Origin of the sequence: Pseudomonas sp. LjRoot277 (assembly GCF_964253845.1) — a bacterium.
Lineage (GTDB): Bacteria > Pseudomonadota > Gammaproteobacteria > Pseudomonadales > Pseudomonadaceae > Aquipseudomonas.
In genome coordinates this window covers 3094300-3115009 of record NZ_CAXURI020000001.1, presented here as the reverse complement: position 1 = coordinate 3115009, position 20710 = coordinate 3094300, and the positions used below count along the sequence as shown (strand labels likewise).

17 protein-coding genes and 1 pseudogene are annotated in these 20710 nt (G+C 57.1%); 15 read left to right on the top strand and 3 right to left on the bottom strand.

Features of this window, described 5'->3' with window-relative positions; all coding sequences use genetic code 11:
• Nucleotides 1-486: 486 nt before the first annotated feature.
• The 14 genes and pseudogenes from ACSQ87_RS14765 (at nucleotide 487) to alr (ending at nucleotide 17055) form a co-directional block, all read left to right on the top strand.
• Nucleotides 487-1644: an alpha/beta hydrolase family protein gene (locus tag ACSQ87_RS14765; protein ID WP_436273747.1), complete on the top strand. Its 1158-nt coding sequence runs from the start codon at nucleotides 487-489 to the stop codon at nucleotides 1642-1644.
• Between the two features lie 271 nt (nucleotides 1645-1915).
• Nucleotides 1916-2524 carry a hypothetical protein gene (locus tag ACSQ87_RS14760; protein WP_436273746.1) on the top strand — a complete coding sequence of 203 codons (609 nt, stop codon included), beginning with the start codon at nucleotides 1916-1918 and terminating at the stop codon, nucleotides 2522-2524.
• Between the two features lie 574 nt (nucleotides 2525-3098).
• Complete coding sequence (locus tag ACSQ87_RS14755; RefSeq protein ID WP_436273745.1) at nucleotides 3099-4091, top strand: SphA family protein; 993 nt, start codon at nucleotides 3099-3101, stop codon at nucleotides 4089-4091.
• A 55-nt stretch (nucleotides 4092-4146) separates the two neighbouring features.
• Nucleotides 4147-5328 carry an MFS transporter gene (locus ACSQ87_RS14750; protein WP_436273744.1) on the top strand — a complete coding sequence of 394 codons (1182 nt, stop codon included), beginning with the start codon at nucleotides 4147-4149 and terminating at the stop codon, nucleotides 5326-5328.
• 35 nt (nucleotides 5329-5363) lie between these two features.
• The gene (locus ACSQ87_RS14745; RefSeq protein WP_436273743.1) at nucleotides 5364-6812 is read left to right on the top strand and encodes a carotenoid oxygenase family protein; all 1449 of its coding nucleotides are present in this window, start codon (nucleotides 5364-5366) and stop codon (nucleotides 6810-6812) included.
• A gap of 348 nt (nucleotides 6813-7160) precedes the next feature.
• Nucleotides 7161-8012 (top strand): fumarylacetoacetate hydrolase family protein, encoded by an 852-nt coding sequence (locus tag ACSQ87_RS14740; RefSeq protein WP_436273742.1) that lies wholly within the window; start codon nucleotides 7161-7163, stop codon nucleotides 8010-8012.
• Nucleotides 8013-8014: 2 nt separating this feature from the next.
• The gene (locus ACSQ87_RS14735) at nucleotides 8015-8836 is read left to right on the top strand and encodes an IclR family transcriptional regulator (RefSeq protein ID WP_095152989.1); all 822 of its coding nucleotides are present in this window, start codon (nucleotides 8015-8017) and stop codon (nucleotides 8834-8836) included.
• Nucleotides 8837-8857: 21 nt separating this feature from the next.
• A complete protein-coding gene (locus ACSQ87_RS14730; protein ID WP_436273741.1) occupies nucleotides 8858-10504 on the top strand; it encodes a bifunctional 3-(3-hydroxy-phenyl)propionate/3-hydroxycinnamic acid hydroxylase in 1647 nt (548 codons plus the stop codon).
• Nucleotides 10505-10526: 22 nt separating this feature from the next.
• On the top strand, nucleotides 10527-11375 hold the full coding sequence (locus ACSQ87_RS14725; RefSeq protein WP_436273740.1) for a VOC family protein: 849 nt from the start codon (nucleotides 10527-10529) through the stop codon (nucleotides 11373-11375).
• Nucleotides 11376-11449: 74 nt separating this feature from the next.
• Nucleotides 11450-12928, top strand: a complete 1479-nt coding sequence (locus tag ACSQ87_RS14720; RefSeq protein WP_436273739.1) for an aldehyde dehydrogenase family protein — start codon at nucleotides 11450-11452, stop codon at nucleotides 12926-12928.
• Nucleotides 12929-13016: 88 nt separating this feature from the next.
• Complete coding sequence (locus ACSQ87_RS14715) at nucleotides 13017-14051, top strand: helix-turn-helix domain-containing protein (protein ID WP_436273738.1); 1035 nt, start codon at nucleotides 13017-13019, stop codon at nucleotides 14049-14051.
• Between the two features lie 509 nt (nucleotides 14052-14560).
• Nucleotides 14561-15022: pseudogene (locus ACSQ87_RS14710) on the top strand (amino acid ABC transporter ATP-binding protein); the annotation flags it as partial.
• A gap of 178 nt (nucleotides 15023-15200) precedes the next feature.
• A complete protein-coding gene (locus ACSQ87_RS14705) occupies nucleotides 15201-15665 on the top strand; it encodes a transposase domain-containing protein (protein ID WP_436273737.1) in 465 nt (154 codons plus the stop codon).
• A 160-nt stretch (nucleotides 15666-15825) separates the two neighbouring features.
• Entirely contained in the window at nucleotides 15826-17055 is a 1230-nt protein-coding gene (gene alr, locus ACSQ87_RS14700; RefSeq protein ID WP_436273736.1) for an alanine racemase, read from the top strand.
• A 168-nt stretch (nucleotides 17056-17223) separates the two neighbouring features.
• Here the strand turns inward: alr and ACSQ87_RS14695 are convergent, their stop codons facing one another.
• Nucleotides 17224-17646: a DoxX family protein gene (locus tag ACSQ87_RS14695; RefSeq protein WP_436273735.1), complete on the bottom strand. Its 423-nt coding sequence runs from the start codon at nucleotides 17644-17646 to the stop codon at nucleotides 17224-17226.
• A 110-nt stretch (nucleotides 17647-17756) separates the two neighbouring features.
• Between ACSQ87_RS14695 and ACSQ87_RS14690 the strand changes: the two genes are divergently transcribed.
• Nucleotides 17757-18650 (top strand): LysR family transcriptional regulator, encoded by an 894-nt coding sequence (locus ACSQ87_RS14690; RefSeq protein ID WP_436273734.1) that lies wholly within the window; start codon nucleotides 17757-17759, stop codon nucleotides 18648-18650.
• Nucleotides 18651-18874: 224 nt separating this feature from the next.
• Here ACSQ87_RS14690 and ACSQ87_RS14685 read toward each other — a convergent pair whose 3' ends face one another.
• The gene (locus tag ACSQ87_RS14685; RefSeq protein WP_436273733.1) at nucleotides 18875-20053 is read right to left on the bottom strand and encodes a M20 aminoacylase family protein; all 1179 of its coding nucleotides are present in this window, start codon (nucleotides 20051-20053) and stop codon (nucleotides 18875-18877) included.
• 113 nt (nucleotides 20054-20166) lie between these two features.
• Nucleotides 20167-20292 carry a hypothetical protein gene (locus ACSQ87_RS14680; protein ID WP_238545206.1) on the bottom strand — a complete coding sequence of 42 codons (126 nt, stop codon included), beginning with the start codon at nucleotides 20290-20292 and terminating at the stop codon, nucleotides 20167-20169.
• Between the last annotated feature and the right edge of the window lie 418 nt (nucleotides 20293-20710).

Genomic DNA, 20710 nt, shown 5'->3' with positions numbered 1-20710 from the left:
AGCGACAGCTTGACCCCCACCGACAGATTCGCGAGCACGCGATTCAGTACGAGCATGTCCAACTCCTCGCACGGTCGTGGAAAAACAGCCTGCCCTTGGCGCCCAGGCTGATCGCTGTGCCGAAGTTGAACTCACTCATCTGCCGATACCTTGTTCTTGTTGTTGTGCGCGCCCGGAACTCCAGCCAACGGCGCGGTGCAGTGCCAACTCTAGTGAGTCCTACCTCAACGACACCAATCGCATCCTGCGTTATGAGCAATCGCAAAGTACGATGATAGGTATCCGGATTTGCTGCTTGAACGGTGAGTAGAAAACCCTTAGGTCAACGGCGCACATACGCTCTATCTCCGTTCGCAATACCTCCCATCCCGACTCGCGATTGGCCAAACAATGGGCCTCCCCTTAGCCTGCTTCGAACCGCCAGGTCTGCTATCCCCGCTCCAGCCCTGGCTGCCTGCCTTTGCTTGCACAAGGACAATCACCATCATGTTTCGCTACTTCCCGACCAACTACGTGTGGAATCTCTCCGTTGACTTGGCCATTGAAATGGGCGCCCGCATCGGCGAAATCGAGGAGATGTGCGCGCCACTGCAAGAAGCCGCCAAGCAGCCGGATGCCGCCGGCAGCAAGGCCTTCCGTGAAACCTGGGCGAACATGGCCGACAAGCTGTGCGGCCTGGCTGAAGAAGACGAAGGCAAGGGTCGAATGTTGTCTGCCGGTGAAAAATACAACCGCGCCGCGACCTATTACCTGAGCTGCGAACGCCTGCAGGCCCATGGTGCCCCTGGCCGTACGGAGCTGTACCAGCGTTTTCTACACACCTTCCAACGCGGTATCGAACTGGCGCGAGAAAACTGCGAACGCGTTGAGATCCCTTACGAAGGCAAACACATTTCCGGTCTGCTGGTTCGTGCCGAAGGCGTAAGCGGCCCAGCGCCGATTCTGGTGCAGGTCAATGGACTGGATTCCACCAAAGAAATGAAATACCGCGTCGGCCTGCCCGCCTGGCTGGCCAAACGTGGCGTGTCGTCGTTGATCATCGACCAACCCGGCACCGGCGAAGCACTGCGCCTGCATAACCTGACTGCGCGTTTTGACAGCGAACATTGGGCCAGCCGCGTGGTGGATTGGCTGGAAACCCGCGACGATGTCGACGCCAAACGCATTGGCCTGGAAGGCGTATCACTCGGCGGCTATTACTGCCCGCGAGCAGTAGCCTTCGAGCCGCGCTTCGCTTGCGGGGTGGTATGGGGTGCCAACCATGATTGGCGCGATGTGCAGAAGCGTCGCCTGGAAAAGGAAGGCAGCTTCCCGGTTCCGCATTACTGGTCGCATGTGGCCTGGGTATGGGGCGCCAAAGACACCGATGAGTTCATGACCATCGCCGAGAACGTCCACCTGGACGGCATACTCGATCGCATCAAGGTGCCGTTCCTCGTCACCCACGGTGAAAAGGATTCGCAGATTCCACTGAAGTGGGCACACCGCACCTACGAGCAGTTGGTAAACAGCCCCAGACGCGAGCTGAAAGTCTTCACCGAACGTGAGGGTGGCGTGCAGCATTCGAGTTTTGATAACAGCATCAATGCCGGTCAGTACATTGCCGACTGGGTCGCTGAAGTGCTCGGCGGTCGCGCCGAATGATGGGTGTGAAATCTACCAGACTCTCGGCATGTGTTGGCCTTGCCTTAAGCTGCAACTGCGCGACCCTGCGATGTTATAGCCCAAACGGTCCGACTCCTGTATTCAGCAGGGCTCAGATCGCTGGGATTCCTTTCAATCTGTTTTCCAACAGGGTGTTAATCTATAAAAAAAGTAAACTGACTCAAGGAACAGTCACCGCACGGAAGCTCTCATCAGTACAAGCCTCAAACGTAACTAGCGGATCTGTTCCCTCAGAGATGAGGCCGCTCCTATGTACATGCCCCACAGCTGCAATCCGCTGGAAAAAGTATTTTATCGTCCCATAGATGCCGCCATACGTTGGTGTAATCTAATGGCTTTTGAATCTCAAATTCTTGAGTCTGCCAAGGATTGCCCCGCAATTCTGCCTACGACTTTCCCCCAGTGGTCATGCCTGCACGCCAACACTGAAAAAATCTTCGATGCAGTGCGCAACCATGAACTTCCTTTTGGCGTTTTCGGCGTGACGGTAGCACCTGGAACCCCCATCGACTGCAGACTTCTAACCATCAGGCATACAGACCTTAAATGGTGGATGTTTCATCATTATCCCGATCAACGTCCGGCGTTCCTATTTGGGAAACTACCCGCTGAGAATGAGCAAATCAGCTTTGGGACTTACCTGACGTTGCAAGCTGACCGAGATGCGCTTGAGGTAGCGCTCAAACACAGTGACGCCGCCCTTCGTGAGATCCTTGAAGAACTCACGGCCATCGGTTTGGAACGGGAAAGTTTACGCGCACTCGTTAAGACACAAGGCAAGCTCAATGAGCGCAGCGAGACCGGATATCAGCATGTAATCGGCGCCTTACTCGAAACGGTGGTATCCGAGATGCCATAGCGAGCTACTGATCAGAGTCAGGGCCAGATGCTCATCTCGCTATCCAAGCTGCTCCAGCAACAAACCGATTCAGTGAACGTCCGAATTCAAGACTCTCATTCTGGACTCAATTCAGGACTTAAAAGCACTGGATGGTGCTGGATTTCAGTGGTTCCCGCCGGAACGAAAAAAGGACCCGAAGGTCCTGATTTCAATCGCTTGCAGAATTCAGTGGAACTCTGCAGCGCAATATTTGGAGCGGGAAACAAGATTCGCATCCGGTATCCGACTCATTGAAATATAAGGGGTTTGTTTTCTTGCCTAGGCCGGATAAGACTTAATCCTGGACTTGTTTTTTGGTTGCATCAAGAGGAAGAAAGGGAATTAATCCAAGACACACTACTAGGTTCTACCTCAAGCCAGGTTCAACTCGCCGATGACTGAAGCATTGTCCGCGTTGAGGGTTATTGCCCCCATCATGGCACGCTCAGTCAACTATGGCCGTTGCGCTCAAGCATCATCCACCACAGAGATTTAAAGTCGAAGTGCCAAGGGACATTCCCCCGCTCACAATTCCAAGAATAGAGCCACTTCAATGAGCCTGACCAAATCCCTGCCAGCGTGCCTGGCACTCAGCTTCGCGTTATTTGCCGCCCACGCAGCCGACGGCCCTCCTCCACCTTCCGTAAGCCAACCCAGCGGTATCAACCTGGGCGGCACCAGCTTCTACGACGGGTTTGCAGGGCCACCCGGGCTGACTCACCAGACCTACCTGAAGTTCAGCACCGCCAGCAGCATCAGGACCAACGGCGGCAAGAAAAACGGCGCCTTCGATGACCCGAAGATCAACGTCATCACGATGATCAATCAGTTGAGCTACTACTCGCCCGACACCTTCGCGGGAGGGGCACACCTGGGTTGGAGCCTGCTGGTACCCGTCGTGTCACTGGACGGCGACTTCGGTGACAACGGTGCCAAGCTCAAGGACAACGCCACTGGCCTGGGCGATGTTACGGTGGGGCCACAGGTCCAGTTCGATCCGATTGTCGACGCCAGCGGCCGGCCGGTTTTCGTGCAGCGCATGGCCTTCGACACCATCCTGCCAACGGGCAAGTACGACAAAGACAAAGACATGAACCCTGGCACCAACCACTTCTCCCTGAACCCCTACTGGGCAGCGACCTGGATGCCGGCACCCCGTTGGGAAGTGAGTTGGAGACTGAACTATCTGTACAACTTCAAGAACGACGATCCGGCGAGCAGTTCGCAGCAGTTCTTTGAAGGGCAAGCGGTACGCGACACCCAGTCAGGACAGTCGGCATGGGCCAACTTCACCGCCTCGTACGAAGTGTTTCCGAAGGTCTCGGTCGGCATCAACGGCTACTACTTCCGGCAGATTTCGGATGACAAGGTCAACGGCAACACCCTGACTGATTCCCGGGAAAAGGTGCTGGGCTTTGGCCCGGGCCTGTTCTGGAAAATCACCGAAGACAAAGCCTTCTGGCTCAACACCTATAAAGAAACCGGCGTCGAGAATCGCTCCCGAGCGGATTACCAGGTGCAGGTTCGCTACGTTCACAAGTTCTGATTGACGTGTAGGCCGGCTTACGCATGAGCAGGCTCTTTACCTGAGGTGATGCTTCATGAACGCACTCGACTCCATCGACAGCAAAAAATCACTGGGCGCCATCTGCCTGATGATGGTCATTTCCCTGGGGACGCTACAGATCCAGCCGATCCTGGGCGGTGCCTTGATCGACCAGCTCGGCCTGCCACTCAATGCAATCGGCGCTATCTTCTCCGCGGAACTCATGGCGATGGCCATCGCTTGCGGGGTCTGCGCCCTGTTCATGGCGAGAGTCGACCGGCGCCGCTTCGCCCTGGTGGCCTTGTTGATCCTGGCATTGGGTAACCTGGTCAGCACACAACTGCACAGCCAGGCTGGACTGGTCATTTCCAGGATGATCTGCGGCGCCAGCGGCGGCGCGGTCATGGCGGTTGTCTATGCCACCGCAGCGCTGCGCACGTCCAAGGATGCGACCTTCGCCGTCATCAACATCGGCAACCTGCTGTGGGGCATGCTGCTGGTGACCTCCATGCCGCTGGTCCTTCAAGCATTTGGCGTGAATGGCGCGTTTTCCCTGTTGGCGATCACTAGCGTGCTCGCGGCGCTGGGTTGCTGGAGAGTGCCCAAGCGCTACCCGGAGGCCCATCGCGCGGCCAGTGGCTCGATCCAACCATTCGGTCTCACCGCCATGCTGTTGATCCTGCTGTTTGCCCTGCTGTTCTTCGGCCACTCGGCATTGTGGGTGTACCAGGAACGCATCGGCAAGAGCATCGGCCTGGAACCCCAGCAGATTGGCGGCATCCTCGGCGGCAGCATCCTTGCCGGTGCCCTTGGCGCCGGTCTGGCCGGGCTGATCGGACGGCGCCTGGGCCTGTTGTTTCCGCAACTGTTGAGCTTCGGCACGGCATTGCTGGCGACCTTGATCATGGTCTACGGGACCAGCCCCATGGCCTTTATCACCACGGCCTGCCTGATCCATATGGTCTGGTTTTTCAGCCTGCCCTATCTGCTTTCCATGGCGGCGGAACTGGACCCTTCCGGTCGACTGGCAGGCCTGGGTAACGCTGCGATTTTCATCGGCCAGGGACTCGGCCCGTTTGGCGCCGCACTGGTCGTGGGCGAGGGACACTTCCGCGCGGTCGGTTGGCTGGCCGCCTCAGCCTATCTGCTAGCCTTGGTGATCTCGTGCCTGGTAGTTGCACGCTTTCGCCGCGGCGTGAAGCCTTCCGGGCCGGCGATGTCCCCGCAATCGGCCTGAACATGAACGAACCCGCACATTGACGAGATTGCCTGATGAGTATTCCATTCCCTCAAACCCCTGAATTTTCCCGCGCTCTCTACACGCCCAGCCGCGTGGAAGCAGAGGTGTTCGATCTTGAGATCGAAGGCATCCTGCCCGCTTCGATCTGTGGGACTTTTTATCAGGTGGCGCCAGACCCGCAGTACCCCCCCATGCTGGGTAACGACATTTTTTTCAACGGCGACGGCGTGGTTAGCCGCTTCAACTTTGCCAATGGCAAAGTCTCGATGCGACGCCGCTACGTGAAGACCGATCGCCTGCTGGCCCAGCGTCGTGAAGGTCGTTCGCTCAACGGCGTCTATCGAAACGTCTACACCAATGACCCTCTCGCGGCGAAAAACAACACCACCGCCAACACCACCGTTATCCCTCACAACGGCGTCCTGTTGGCGCTCAAGGAAGATGCCCTGCCTTGGGCGATGGATCTCGAAACCCTGGAGACCCTCGGCGAATGGACCTTTGATGGGCAGATCAAAGCCGCGACGTTCACCGCCCACCCCAAGCTCGATCCGGTGACAGGCAACCTGCTGGCCTGTAGTTATGAGGCCAAAGGCGACGGCACGCCTGACCTGGCCTACTTCGAACTCTCGCCGGACGGAAAACTGCTGCACGAGATCTGGTTCCAGGCGCCTTATGCGGCGATGGTGCATGATTTCGCGGTGACCGAACGGTACGTGGTGTTCCCGTTGATTCCGTTGACGGTGGACGTCGAGCGCATGAAAAACGGCGGGCCGCATTTCCAGTGGCAACCCGATCTGCCTCAGCTGTTCGCGGTCGTGCCGCGTAACGGGTGTGCGCAAGATGTACGTTGGTTCAAGGGGCCCAAGGACGGCTTCCAGGGGCACACACTCAATGCGTTCGATGAGGACGGCAAGGTGTATGTCGACATGCCGGTCACCGGCGGCAACATCTTTTACTTCTTCCCCCAGGCCGACGGCTACGTACCACCGCCTGAAACCCTGGCCGCCAGCCTGATGCGCTGGACCTTCAACCTGAATGGCGCGCAGGAGGACGTTCAACCGCAGCCACTGACGGAATATCCCTGCGAGTTTCCACGGTGTGATGATCGCTACATCGGTCGAAAGTACCAGCATGGTTTTCTGCTCGCCTTTGATCCTGAGCGTCCTTACAACCCGGCGAATGGGCCGATACCCTTCCAGTTTTTCAACCTGCTGGCGCACCTGGACCTGCAGACAGGCCGCACCGACGCCTGGTTTCCCGGCGACAGCGGATGCTTCCAGGAGCCTATCTTCATACCGCGCTCGGCGGATGCAGAGGAAGCCGATGGCTACGTGGTTGCCCTGCTCAACCTCATTGCCGAAGGGCGCAGTGAACTGGTCGTGCTGGACACCCGTGACATGGCCAGCGGTCCCATTGCCCGGATCAGGATTCCCTTCCGGATGCGCATGTCGCTGCATGGCTGCTGGGCACCGAGCGATTGATTGGCATCGGGCTCTGATGCCCGTCAATTAAGCACAATCCCTGTGGGAGCAAGCTTGCTCGCGATGGCGGCGGTTCAGTTACATGAGTATTGAACTGGCTGGCCTCATCGCGAGCAAGCTCGCTCCCACAGGTTTAGAGCCTTTTGCGCCCCCCCCTCGCAGCCTCTGCCATCTGCGGTGGCGGCCTGCCTCCCCTCCCCTTGCTCCCCAGGTCCGCAAAAGGTACAGCAACGCCAAAAAATACATAAATTCCATATTTTAGGATTTTTGTATAAATCCTACTTTACAGGATTTTATAGCAAGACTAGATTAACCCTCATTGCACCCTCCCTTTCTCCAGGAGCCTCCATGAAACTCGCAAGCTTTATTGTCCAAGGCCGTAGCAGCTACGGTGTGGTCGAAGGTGATCAAATCATCGACCTGGAATCGCTCAAGCCAACCCTTGGCAGCGATCTCAAACAGGCCATCGGCCACAACCGTCTGAACGAACTGAGCGCTGCGCGCCTGGCAAGCCTGCCGCGTATCCCCTTGGCTGAAGTGACGTTCCTGCCGGTGATCCCGAACCCGGGCAAAGTGCTGTGCATCGGCATCAACTACGCCACTCACGTGCGCGAAACCGGTCGGGAAATGCCGACCTATCCGATGATCTTTACCCGCTTCGCCGACAGCCAGGCTGCCCACCTGCAACCCATCGTTCGCCCGACCGCGTCCCACAAGCTTGATTTCGAGGGCGAGTTGGCAGTGGTGATCGGTAAAGCGGCCCGCCACGTCAAACATGCCGACGCGCTGGACTACGTCGCCGGTTATGCCTGCTACAACGACGGTAGTGTCCGCGACTGGCAGAAGCACACCATTCAGTTCGTCCCCGGCAAGAACTTCCCGAATACCGGCGGTTTCGGCCCCTGGCTGGTGACCGGCGATGAGATCGGCGACCCGCAGGATTTGGAATTGACCACCCGCCTCAATGGCCAAGTGATGCAGCACACCCGCACCAGCGACATGATTTTCGATGTGCGCCAGCTGATCGAGTACTGCTCCACCTTCACCGAACTGGCCCCGGGTGACGTGATTGTCACCGGCACCACTGGCGGTGTCGGAGCGTTCCGCGAGCCGCCGGTATGGATGAAGCCAGGCGATCAGGTGGAAGTCGAGATTGCTCGAATCGGCACCCTGCGCAACAGCATCGTGGACGAGCAGTGAGCATGGAAAACCTACACACCCCTGAACACCTGCCCGAGCAGGATGGCGACAACAAAGGCTCGAGCCTGGAGCGCATGTTGCGGGTACTCGACCTGTTCACCGAACAGAGCCCGATCTGGGCGGTGGATGACATGGGCGGCGCCTTGGGTTTTACCCGTTCGACGATCTACCGCTACGTGCGCGAATTGGCCGAGGCCAACCTGTTGTTCCAGGTCGAAGCCGGGCGTTATGCTCTGGGCGCACGGATCATTACCTGGGACCGCCAGTTGCGCCTGAGCGACCCCCTTGTGCGCGCCGCACAAGCGCTTGAGCCCAACTTCCCACAGTGGAGCGAACAACAGGTCTGGCTGATCTGCCGGCTGTTCAAGGACCAGGTCGTGTGCATTCACCAGCACGGGGACTTGTTCAGCGAGGTCAGCTACTCCCGTGGTTCGCCCAGGCCGTTGTTCCTGGGTGCGACGTCCAAGGCGATCCTCGCCAACATGACCCCGCGTCAACACAGCCAGCTGTTTCTCGACCACTCCGAAGAGGCGCGCGCCAGTCAACTGGGCCAGACCTGGGAACAGTTCCGTCGTTCGTTGCAGCAACTGCGTCGCCAAGGCTATGTGGCCAGCGCAGGTGAAGTCGACGCGGGCGTCTATGGCCTGGCCGCGCCGATCTTCGACGGCGATGGCAAGGTCGTTGGCAGCATCAGTTGCGTGCGCCCGGTGCGAGAACGCGACAGTGCCCAGGAAGAGACACAAGGACAGCAGATCCTTGCCCTGGCGCAGGAACTGTCGCAACGCATGGCTGCGCTCGCCAACCGCGCCAAGCCACTGGGCTGAGCCATCCGGAAGGGAATAACAATGACAACCCTCAAACGCATCAACACCCAGGTCCTGATCATCGGTGCCGGTCCTACCGGACTGACCCTGGCCAACCTGCTCGGCCAAGCCGATGTGGACACCCTGATCATCGACCGCAAGCCGGGCACCGTGACCGAGCCACGGGCGGTTTCAATCGATGATGAGTCCTTGCGCACCATGCAGGCCATCGGGCTGGATGCTGCCGTGCTGCGTGATGTCGTGCCCGGCTACGGCGTGCATTACTTCACCCGGCCCGGCGGTCGCTGCTTCGGCAAGGTCGAGCCGACCGGCAAGCTGTATGGCTTCCCCAAGCGCAACGCGTTTCGCCAACCGCTGTTTGAAAACACCCTCAGGCTAGGCCTCGAACGTTTTGCCAGCCTGACGGCTCGGTTCAGCCACGAGCTGGTGGAATTCACCCAGGACCAACACGGCGTGTGCACGCTGGTGCGTGACGCCGAAGGGCAACTGATGGAAGTCCACGCGGCTTACCTGGTGGCCTGCGACGGCGGGCGTAGCCCGGTGCGCAAGCAACTCGGGATCGAGATGGTAGGTTCGAGCTTCTCCTCGCGCTGGCTGGTGGTCGATACCGACCAGGACGACGACCCCTTCTGGCAGACCCGCGTGTATTGCGACGCCAGGCGTCCGGTGGTGGAAGTGCCCGGCCCTCACCGTACGCGCCGATTCGAGTTCCTGCTCAAGCCCGATGAAACGGACGAACAGGTGCTCGACGAAACCTGCCTACAAGCAATGCTACACCCGTTCAAGGGCGACGCTCCGGTTTCCATCGTGCGCAAGACGGTCTACACCTTCCATGCCCGGGTCGCCGAGCAGTGGCAGGTGCAACGGGTGTTTCTCGCCGGCGACGCCGCACACCTGACCCCGCCCTATGCTGGGCAAGGCATGAACAGCGGCGTTCGCGATGCCCACAACCTGGGCTGGAAGCTGGTCGGCGTGCTGAAGGGAAAAATGGCGGAAAGCGCACTGCTGTCCTACGAAAGCGAGCGTCGTGATCATGCGTGGGCATTGATCAAGTTGGCCTTGAACCTCGGCGTGGTCATGGCACCAGCCACCGTCCTGCGCGCTCGCCTGATCAGTAGCGCATTCGCCTTGATCGGCCTGTTGCCGCCGTTGCGCGATTACTTCCTGCAAATGCGCTTCAAGCCCAAACCCCGCTTCACCCGGGGCCTGGTGCTGACCGAGGGGCAAGCAGGCACGTTGTCCTGCGGACAGATGTTCCCGCAACCGATGCTCACCGACGCCCACGGCCAGGAACGCCTGCTCGATGACGCCATCGGCGCCGGCTTCGCCTTGATTCAATACGGCGACCCGACCCGCCAGCGTATCGATGAACTCCAGCATGGCCTCTGGAGCCACCTTGAAGCCAGACGCATCCTGATCCTGCCCGCGTCCGTCCATGCCATGCCGTCGATCCCGGGCTGCACGGTGCTCCAGGACCGTGAAGGCCAGCTCAAAACCCTGCTGGGCGATTCACACCCGTTCCTGCTGCTACGCCCGGATCGCTATATCGCCGCGATTTTCGACAAGGCTACCGAAACCCAGACCGCCGAATCGTTGCAGTCGCTGTTCGGCATCGCCGTGGCCCACAGCAGCGCAATTGAGCCGAGCATCGCGCCCGTCTTTCATTGAACCTTCAAGCACAGAGGTGGTTATGCAAACACTCCAAACTTCCACACCTGCACGCCTGTGCTACCTGCACCTGGCGAGCAAGGACGCGCAACGGCAAATCGATTTCTATCGGCGGATGCTGGACATGGACAGCCAGCCGCAAGCCGATGGCAGCTGGATGCTCAGCGGCCCGCAACGCGCCATGCTCGTGTCTCCCGCCGACCACAGCGGCCTGCTCGCGGCAGCGTTCGACTTGGGCAGCCAACCTCGACTGCAAGAACTGCGGGGTCGCCTGCTCGGCAATGGCTGCGTCATCGAAGAGACCGACTCGCCGCTGCTTGAGCCGGGGGCCTTCCTGATCCGCGACCCCCAGGGCCGGCAAACGATATTTGGCGTCGCTCCCCCTGCCCTCCGCGCCCCTCACCCAGGCATGCCGGGTCGCTTGCAGCACGTGGTGTTCCAGACCACGGAGCTGGAAGCCATGATTGATTTCTACGTCAACACGGTGGGTTTTACCGTTTCGGACAATGTCGTGGACGAGCAGACCGGCCAACTCACGACGTGCTTCCTGCGCTCGGACGACGAACACCACACCTTGGCGTTTTTCCGCGGTTCGAAAAACGAGTGGGACCACCACTGTTACGAAACCAACGAATGGAATGACATCCGCGACTGGGGTGATCGCTTCGCCAAGGAGCGCATCACCATTTTCTTCGGCCCCGGCCGACATGGGCCGGGCAACAATCTGTTCTTCATGGTGGTCGATGCCGATCGCAACCGCCTGGAGTTCTCGGCCGAGCTCGAAGTCACCGATGCCTCCCGCCAACCCGGTGTCTGGGCACAGGAGGAATACACACTCAATTCCTGGGGCCGCGCCTGGATCAGGAGCTGAGCAGTTTTCCCCATCGGCGTTTGCACCCTTAATTTCTAAACGAGGCGACCACCTGCCTCCAAAGGTAAAAGACCATGACGACTCAACCGCTCGCGCCCTACGTCATCAACGGCGACCAATACATTAACGGCACCTGGCGTGCAGGGCGCTCCGCACGCCGCCTGGACGACCGCAATCCCTTCAATGGCGAACAATTGCTGGAGATGCCCCTGGCCTCGATTGCCGATCTCGACGACGCCTATCAGGCCGCGCACCAGGCGCAGGCAGCGTGGGCACAACTGCACCCCACCCAGCGCGGCGCACAATTTGAAAAGCTCGCCCAGGTCATCCAGAACCGCCGTGAGGAGATCATCGACTGGCTGATCCACGAGTCCGGCAGCACCCGGATCAAGGCGAGCATGGAATGGCAATTCACGCTGAACCTGGTGCGCGAATGCACGACGATGCCGATGCAGGTAGAAGGTCGGATCCTGACCAGCTACAAGCCTGGCGAACAGAGTTTTGTCTTCCGTGAACCCCTGGGTGTGGTGGGCGTGATCAGCCCATGGAATTTCCCGCTGTACCTGAGCATGCGCTCGGTGGTGCCGGCACTCGCCCTGGGCAACACGATCGTGCTCAAGCCCGCCAGCGACACAGCGGTGACCGGCGGCCTGCTGATTGCCCACCTGTTCGAAGAAGCCGGCTTCCCCGAGGGTTCGCTCAACGTCGTGGTTGGGGCAGGCTCGGAAATCGGCGATGCCTTCGTCGAGCACCCGGTGCCGAGCCTGATTTCCTTCACCGGTTCGACGGATGTGGGACGCAATGTCGGCCGTATTGCCACCGGTGGCAAACACATCAAGCGCGTGGCCCTGGAACTGGGCGGCAACGCGCCGCTGGTGGTGCTGGATGACGCTGACATCGAAATTGCGGCACACGCCGCGGTGGTCGGGCGTTTCCTGCACCAGGGCCAGATCTGCATGAGCGTCAACCGGGTGATCGTCGACCGCTCGCTGTATGCCGATTTCGCGGCGCTGGTGGTGGAGCGCGTGCGCAACCTCAAGACGGGCGATCCGGCCAAGGCCGACACGGTGATCGGGCCCGTCGTCAATAAGAGCCAGCTCGATGGCCTGCTGCGTAAGCTCGATGGCGCCCGGAGTGCCGACCTCAAGCAGCTTTGCGGCGGCCCGGCATCCGGGCTGGTGCTGCCTGCCCATGTGTTCGGTGAAGTGGGAGCCGATCAGGAACTGGCCCGCGATGAAACGTTCGGGCCCCTGCTGCCGCTGCTGGTCGCAGAAAACGAAACCCATGCATTGGCGTTGGCGAACGCCAGCGAGTATGGCTTGTCCAGCGCCGTGTTCACCCGGGACATGGCCCGTGGCTTGAACTTCGCCCGTGGCATTGTGGCGGGCATGACCCATATCAACGACATCACCGTCGATGACCAACCCAATGCCCCATTCGGTGGTGAAAAGAATTCCGGCCTCGGTCGCTTCAACGGTCACTATGCCTTGGATGAGTTTACCCGTGCCCATTGGGTGACCTGGCAGCCCGGAGGCCATCACTACCCGTTCTGAGCCTGTGGCACCCTTGATCAGACCCGGATCGGGCAAATCGACCCCTTTGCCCGATCCGTCAGAGAACAATAATAAATAAAGGCGAAAAATGAACCATTTAGCCTGCGTGTCCACCGATCAGGTTGTTCGCTCCGACCGCCTGATGAAATGGAAAGAGTTCATGAGCGATCACCTGGGGCGTACGCCGGACTATATAAAACGGCTGGAATCGACGTTCATCGACCCGTTGCATGACAGCAACTTCCAGGGTCGGCTGGAGTACGGGGACCTGGGCCAGTTGCGTTTCTGTCGAATGACCGCCAGCGCCCATCGATATTCGCGCCACCTGAGCAAAGCGATCGACGCCCTCGATACGCCGCGCATGTTGATCATGCAGGTAGCTGGCGTCAGTCATTTCGAGCAGGGCCAGCAAAGCAGCGTGCTGGCCCCTGACGAAATGCTCCTGGTGGACTGCGGCAAACCGTTCAACGTGACCAGCACGCAAGGTTGCGAACACTTCATCCTGCTGTTCCAGGGAGCATCCGAGCCGCTCGCGCAAACCGCCGACATGCACCTTAACGGTCGCAATGGACTGGGGCGGATGCTCATGCACCTGATCAGCGATGCCTACAACCAATACCCCTTGCTGAACAACCATTCGGCCGGGCTGATCGGTGACAGCATCACCGGGCTGCTGGATAACGCGCTGAAGAACAAACAGGAAGAAAAGCAACTCGAACACGACTTCCGCTTCTTCAAGCAAAACCGCCTCAAGGCGTACATCGAGCGCCACCTGGCCGACCGCGACCTGACCATCGAACGCATCGCCAACGCCGAACGGTGCTCGGTGCGCAGCCTGCACCGCGCCTTCCAGGATGAACTGGGGTGCAGTGTCAGCGAATACATCTGGCAGCGGCGCCTGTCACGTTGTGCCGAAGACCTGCGCAACCGGGAACATGCCCACCGCTCGCTCACCGAGATCGCCTACGCCTGGGGCTATAGCAGCAGTTCCCACTTCAGCCGGCATTTCAAATCGACGTTCGGCATGTCGCCTCGGCTGTTCCGTGACACCGCGACACCGCGACACCGCGAGCGGCAGTCGGGAGAAATCAAAGGCGGCTTGAGCCATTTTATTACTGAATAAAGTAACTCCCGAATATCGCGCATAATAAATACGCATTAAATATTCAGGAGAATAAAATCATTTAATTAGTCCGACAAACGCGAGAGCTCTCATGATTAAAATGCTAGCCGCCGTACGCCGAAAACCTCATCCGTGTCTGCGTACGACGGTCGCAGAGCTGTGAAGGGGAGCCTGCATCAAATGGATAGCGCTCAGTCCTGATCATGTGCGCAGCTCCAGGTACTTGGGGTTGCTCTCCATCAATCTGTAGCGCGCTACCTCGCGCAAGTGGTTGAAAATCAGCGCGGAGCGCGGGCTGGAAGGATCAGCCAGGCCTGCCACTTGCCTACAGAATCGACCATTAGATCACCTTATGTTGAGGCCGATTCCGAATTGACCCACGTGCCGACGCAAAACTGCCCCACCTCTAAATCGGCACAAACTCTACACAGGCAATGTTTTTCGAGGAATCAGCCTAGGTCAGTGACATCTCGGCAACTGGGTCAATTCGGCGTCAGCGCCAACATGCTCATCGCACGGTACTGGAAAATGTGATGATGGCCCCTCTCTACCATCGCCATAACACCCGGGAGGCAACGAAACAGCTTAGCCTCGCAATGCTTGCGAAGGTCGGTCTCGCCGAACACGCGAACAAATATCCTCACCAACTCTCAGGCGGCCAGCAACAGCGCGTTGCTATTGCTCGAGCCCTGGCTATGCAACCTGCGGTGATGCTGTTTGATGAACCAACATCAGCTCTAGATCCCGAACTGGTGAATGAGGTATTGAAAGTCATCACCCAGTTGGCAGAGGAAGGGATGACAATGGTGATTGTCACCCACGAAATGAACTTCGCGTTCAACGTGTCTGACCGCGTCGTCTACATGGAAAGCGGTGAGATTATTTATGATGCTCCACCGCAAGTCTTGCTCAAAGGAACAGACTCAACACGCCTTCAAAAATTCATGGAAGCAGTGAAAATTGCCGCATGAGACCACCGATTTTTTAACGCCATCAGTGATCAACCACTGATGGAAATGCCGGACACTTAGGTTGATGGCCTTGAAAAAAGAACCCGCCACGGCTAATGCCGATCAGTTAAGCCTCATTGCTTGAACTTTGCCCGCAAGAAATCAAAATCCGATGCCTGAATAGGCATCGGATTTTTTTATGCGTCTGGCTCGGGCACTGGAACTGACCCACAACTTCGTCTCGACTCCCGATTCCCTCAAGGGATTGGACTCGTTGCTTGATCCATCGCTGGTCGAACAGGCCTTGGAACAGGCCGGTGTCGCCACCTTGCGCAAGCGGCGCTTACCCTTGGAAATGATGCTTTGGTGCGTCATCTCCATAGCGTTTTTCCGACGCATGTCGGCGTGGGATGTGGTCAGTCGCATGAACATCATGCTGCCCGGGCAACGTCCGCTGGTCGTGCCCAGCGCCGTAGTCCAGGCCCGTCAGCGATTGGGCAGCGAGGCCGTACGACAAGTCTTCGATCTGACGCAGAAAAGCTGGCATGAAGCAGCCAGCCAGCTGCAACAAACAACCCACAGTAGGTGCTTCATCAGTTACCTCCCCTCTCACGAACTGCCCCTACACCGCCCCGCCCACCTGGAGAAACAGCAAAAACACTAACTTCAGAATAACCCGCACGAGCAGTTAGCTTGCTACAACAAGCAAAACGCTCAATGCAGCAAGCCATTTGCCAACTGGCACCTATGCATTGAAGGTGTAGCATTGAGTGAATAACACGGAACCAACTTCCCCTGCAAAAAAGCATTCAAAGGATGAAATAATGAAAACAACATTTTCTCACTTTGCCGCAGTAGGTTTCATTGCACTTGGCACTCAGGCTGTCGCTGCACCGTTGTTGCAGGAATACAACTTCAAACAGGATGTAAATGCAACAATATCCCAAACAAACGCCTGGTTAGAGATCAGTAAATCTGCTTTCAAGCAAAATATCGAATTCGTAAAAAGCAGATTATCGAAAGGCAGTAGCTTGTGCGCTGTGATGAAAGCAGATGCTTATGGCCACGGTATCGCATTATTGATTCCGACGATCATGGAAGCGGGCATTAATTGCCTCGGCATTGCGAGTAATGAAGAAGCGCGAATTGCCAGAAAAGAGGGCTACACAGGAAAAATAATTCGCGTTCGGCAAGCCACGGAGGGAGAAATCGTCAGCGCATTGCCTTATGACATTGAAGAGCTTATCGGCAATGCACAGGTAGCCCGAGCCATCAGCACGCTGGCAGAACACAATGGCAAGCCCATCAAAATTCATCTCGTTACCAATGCGGGCGCCATGAGTAGGAATGGCTTGGAGCTTGCCACCGAGCAGGGCAAAAAAGACGTGCTGGAAATCACCTCAATGAAGGGACTGAAGGTCACCGGGATCATGACGCACTTCGCTGTCGAGGATAAGGCCTTCGTCATGGAGGCCTATGACAAGTTCATGTCGGAGCAGGACTGGATCATCAAGACAGCCCACTTGAACCGTGACGAAATTACCGTTCATTGTGCCAACTCGTTCGCAACGCTTGACGTCCCGGCAACCCACTTGGACATGGTGCGCGTGGGCGGAGCACTTTACGGCGATTTGATCGGCCGCGCCGAGCTGAAACGCGTCATGTCACTTAAAAGCAAGGTTGCTGCGGTCAACACCTATCCTGCCGGAAACACAGTGGGTTATGACCGCACCCTCACACTGACTCGAGACTCCAGGCTCGCCAACATCCCAGTAGGTTACTCAGATGGCTACCGCCGAGTGTTTACCAACAAGTCTTTTGTCGTTATCAATGGCGTGAAAGTGCCCACGGTCGGAAAAATCTCGATGAACACAGTTATGGTAGATGTGACCGACATAAAAAACGTCAAGCCCGGCGATACCGTAACGCTTTATGGCAAACAAGGCGATGCCGAGATTACACAAGCTGAATTGGAAGACATCAATAACGGTGCACTGCTCGCCGATGTTTACACCATGTGGGGCACCTCAAACATTCGAATACTGGTCGACTAAAGCAAGAGGCCCGTAGCATGTGATGAAAAGCCACCTCATCAGGGTGGCTTTTCATTGCGCAGTTGCACTGATCCGCCAGTTGGCCAAAAACCGCACCAGAGTTCAGGTGGCAACGGAGCTTCGGCCTGGGCAGCGGTCATGGTTTTTTCAGGACGTCTGTTCCGTCTTTCAGCTGGCGGCATTTTTATCCGATGCACGCTGCCTCGTTAGGGCATAAGCACCATCGCCACACAGCGCGATAGCAATCAGCACCGCCGTCCAGAATGCCGGGTACTCCCAGCCCCCGCCGGTACTGCTGAACAGCCAGCCATTACCCGAGTGCGCCCAGGTGGCACCCAATAAAACAGGAATGGCCGCCAAGGCCGCATAGCGAGTTTTAAAGCCCAGCACCAGCATTGCACCCGTGGTGACCTCAACTCCGAGAACCAGCCACGCCAACACACCCGGCAAGCCAATCGACTCAAAAAAACTTGAAGTACCTGACATTGTAAAAACGAAAACCTTTAAATATAGAGAGTGCGCCAGCAACGCAATACCAGCTGTCAGCCGAAGCAATAAAACACCATAGGAGATACCTTTAAAATCGTCCATACAACTTCCAAAATAACACTGACAGCGCACGTTGCGCTGCCTTCCGAATATATTGTTGCGAGTAATCAGCAACCCTACAATCTGCAAATTAGCTATTACGGACTGCATATATGCACACTTGGGACTGGGACGATCTACGCCTGATACTTGCCGTTGCCGAACAAAAGTCTTTTGCCGCTGCCGGACGCGCACTTCATCTTAATCACACCACCGTGCTGCGGCGTATCAATGCGTTCGAAAAACTTCATGCATTTCGACTATTTGATCGCCTCTCGACCGGCTACACAATGACTGACGCCGGAGAAGAATTACTGCAGACAGCACAAATCATGAATATCGCCGTCAGCGAACTGTCCCGCAAACTCGAAGGCAAGGATCTGCGATTAGAGGGCATACTCCGCATTACCACCTGCGATACTTTAATGGCATCCATTTTACCGAAGGCACTTGGAGGGTTCAGTGAACTCCATCCCGAGATATCACTTGAAGTCACCACCGGCAATTTCATCAGCGATCTGGCCCAACGGCATGCAGATGTAGCAATACGAACCAGTGACAGTCCTCCCGACGCATTGATCGGTAGGCGTATCGCCGATGTCGGGTTTGCCGTTTACGCTGCCAGGGGATTTTCTGAGCGTCATGGGAGCGTTGATCCGGCGCACTTCAATCGATGGCTTGCCCCGGATCTCGCACTTGGTCAAATGGATATTGCAAAATGGCTGCGTGCCAGCGTTCCTGCAACGTCCATCGTTTTCAAGGCCGACTCTTTAGTCACCCTTAGGCAAGCAGCGCTGGGGGGCTTGGGAATAGCCGCACTTCCCTGCTATTTGGGAGATTCAACCCCCGGGCTAGAGCGGGTCCCGTTCGTAGGACTCAACGCCCTCAAAACGGGACTTTGGGTCCTCACCCATCAGGACCTGAGACATACCGCTCGGGTGCAAGCCTTCACCCGCTTTTTGAATGAAGCACTTCAACGTTCCTGGCCTGGACCGACAACCACATGACCGTTGAGCGGAGTGACGTACTTCAGATGGAACGTAACCTTGCGTACCGTTCAATTGCGATTTTTTCCGGACAGTTACTTTCTTTATTCATGGGGGGCTTGCCGGGGAGGCAATCCCTGGTTTTCACCAGTGCCGCAATCATTGCGCTGGTGACTATGCTGCTCCTGTCTCTCACTCACAAATGCTACTGGATCGGGTAAGTACTGCACCTGATCTCAACCAGCTCAAACCAGAAACTGTTCAACTAACCGAACCCAGTAACTAGCCCCCGTCCCCAGGCAGTCATCGTTGAAGTCGTACCCAGGGTTATGCACCATGCACCCCCCCTCCCCATCACCATTACCGATAAAGAGATAGCTGCCAGGACAATGCTCAAGCATCACTGCAAAATCTTCACTGGCAGCAATAGGTGCCATGTCTTGAATCACCCCCTCTTCACCCAACCAATCAACAGCGACCTGTCTGGCAAACGCAGTAAGCTGAGGATCATTGATCAAGGGTGGCAATGATTCTTCCCTATCAACCTCCACACTGACACTGGCGCCGAAGCTAAGCGCCTGAGCTTGGGCAACCTGGACAATCCGCTTGAGAAGGTCGGCACGAACGTTAGGCTTCAAGGCGCGAACACATAATTGGAGTACTGCATGCCCCGGAATGACATTGGGCGCCTCACCAGAATGAAAGGAGCCCACAGTGATCACCGCCGTCTCCAGAGGATCCGTATTGCGCGACACAATACTCTGCAGCGCCATGACAATTGCCCCTCCAGTAAGTATGGGGTCAATGGCTTTATGTGGCATTCCGCCATGCCCGCCCGTACCATCAATTCGAATTTCAACAGTATCGGTGGAGGCCATGAACGGCCCGGCCCGAAAACCCAACTTCCCTACTGGCAACCCAGGCATGTTGTGCATACCGAACAACGCATTACAGGGAAATCGCTCCAGGAGACCATCATCCAGCATTTTCTGCGCGCCCCCATCGCTTTCTTCGGCGGGCTGAAAGATGACCACCAGCGTACCGTCGAACTGCCGGCTGCTGGCTAGGTGCTGCGCGGCAGCCAGCAGCATTGCAGTATGGCCGTCATGACCACAGGCATGCATGGCGCCTGGATGCTGGCTCGCATACGGCAATCCGGTCTGCTCCTGAATCGGCAGCGCATCCATATCTGCCCGAATACCAATGACCTTACTTCCACAACCTTGCTGCAAACGCCCTACAACACCAGTCCCCCCAAAGCCACGATGCACCTCAAACCCCCACGACTCGAGCTTGGCAGCAACCAGATCTGAGGTTTTGAACTCCTTAAGGCTGAGCTCCGGATAAGCATGAAGCTGACGGCGCAACTCAATCATTTCAGCTTCAATGGCACGGATACCCGGCAGCATGGGTCGAACGGTCATGGACTTCACCTGTTTCATGTAAGGGAGGCTCGCCTGCAAAGTGCGAGGATATAAAGCTCATCAACGTTAAGTGCTGCAAACTCTGCTCAATCACAGGCAGGCAGCTGTATTGTCTAGCGAGTCGTGAAACGCATCATGACGCGCCCACCTCGAGCGAGTTTGTAGCGCGCAATGGCAAATACCCACGCCGTCGCTGGTTGATCTGGGAGGTACGTTTCGCGCCTGCTATACACGGCCAAGAATGTTTCTTGCAGCAAGTCCTCGATTTCACTTGGTTGATGCAGAAGTCTATTACACAGAAATCCACGCGCATGAACACTTAGCTCCGACAAAAACGTGAGATAGGCTTTTCGTTTCCGCCCAAGCCTGCGAGGAACGATGCTTGTAGGTGAATCACCCGATTGAGAAAGGCGGCATCATGTGTAGTTCGTTCCATCGTTAACACGGGTCACGCAGAGGTCGGATATTGTTGATCGAGTGATTGAATTTTAATGCCTCGAAGTAGCTCGATTTGCTCATAGCTTTTTGAGTTGGCCTCGTTTAAGGCAAGGAGATACATCCGAAACGCGATGCGATTCAGTTTGCTCAATGGGCCCTCAGTATCAAGAACTCAGGGTTCCCACTGAGCAGGAAAAACTATTAATAATCAGCAGCGTT

What these genes read in the sequence shown, in the direction of transcription:
- ACSQ87_RS14725 (WP_436273740.1), top strand. Translation starts at nt 10,527, where the DNA reads ATGCAAACACTCCAAACTTCCACACCTGCACGCCTGTGCTACCTGCAC.
- ACSQ87_RS14740 (WP_436273742.1), top strand. Translation starts at nt 7,161, where the DNA reads ATGAAACTCGCAAGCTTTATTGTCCAAGGCCGTAGCAGCTACGGTGTG.
- ACSQ87_RS14720 (WP_436273739.1), top strand. Translation starts at nt 11,450, where the DNA reads ATGACGACTCAACCGCTCGCGCCCTACGTCATCAACGGCGACCAATAC.
- ACSQ87_RS14730 (WP_436273741.1), top strand. Translation starts at nt 8,858, where the DNA reads ATGACAACCCTCAAACGCATCAACACCCAGGTCCTGATCATCGGTGCC.
- ACSQ87_RS14755 (WP_436273745.1), top strand. Translation starts at nt 3,099, where the DNA reads ATGAGCCTGACCAAATCCCTGCCAGCGTGCCTGGCACTCAGCTTCGCG.
- ACSQ87_RS14750 (WP_436273744.1), top strand. Translation starts at nt 4,147, where the DNA reads ATGAACGCACTCGACTCCATCGACAGCAAAAAATCACTGGGCGCCATC.
- ACSQ87_RS14690 (WP_436273734.1), top strand. Translation starts at nt 17,757, where the DNA reads ATGCACACTTGGGACTGGGACGATCTACGCCTGATACTTGCCGTTGCC.
- ACSQ87_RS14765 (WP_436273747.1), top strand. Translation starts at nt 487, where the DNA reads ATGTTTCGCTACTTCCCGACCAACTACGTGTGGAATCTCTCCGTTGAC.
- ACSQ87_RS14705 (WP_436273737.1), top strand. Translation starts at nt 15,201, where the DNA reads ATGCGTCTGGCTCGGGCACTGGAACTGACCCACAACTTCGTCTCGACT.
- ACSQ87_RS14745 (WP_436273743.1), top strand. Translation starts at nt 5,364, where the DNA reads ATGAGTATTCCATTCCCTCAAACCCCTGAATTTTCCCGCGCTCTCTAC.
- ACSQ87_RS14715 (WP_436273738.1), top strand. Translation starts at nt 13,017, where the DNA reads ATGAACCATTTAGCCTGCGTGTCCACCGATCAGGTTGTTCGCTCCGAC.
- ACSQ87_RS14735 (WP_095152989.1), top strand. Translation starts at nt 8,015, where the DNA reads ATGGAAAACCTACACACCCCTGAACACCTGCCCGAGCAGGATGGCGAC.
- ACSQ87_RS14685 (WP_436273733.1), bottom strand. Translation starts at nt 20,053, where the DNA reads ATGACCGTTCGACCCATGCTGCCGGGTATCCGTGCCATTGAAGCTGAA.
- ACSQ87_RS14695 (WP_436273735.1), bottom strand. Translation starts at nt 17,646, where the DNA reads ATGGACGATTTTAAAGGTATCTCCTATGGTGTTTTATTGCTTCGGCTG.
- alr (WP_436273736.1), top strand. Translation starts at nt 15,826, where the DNA reads ATGAAAACAACATTTTCTCACTTTGCCGCAGTAGGTTTCATTGCACTT.
- ACSQ87_RS14760 (WP_436273746.1), top strand. Translation starts at nt 1,916, where the DNA reads ATGTACATGCCCCACAGCTGCAATCCGCTGGAAAAAGTATTTTATCGT.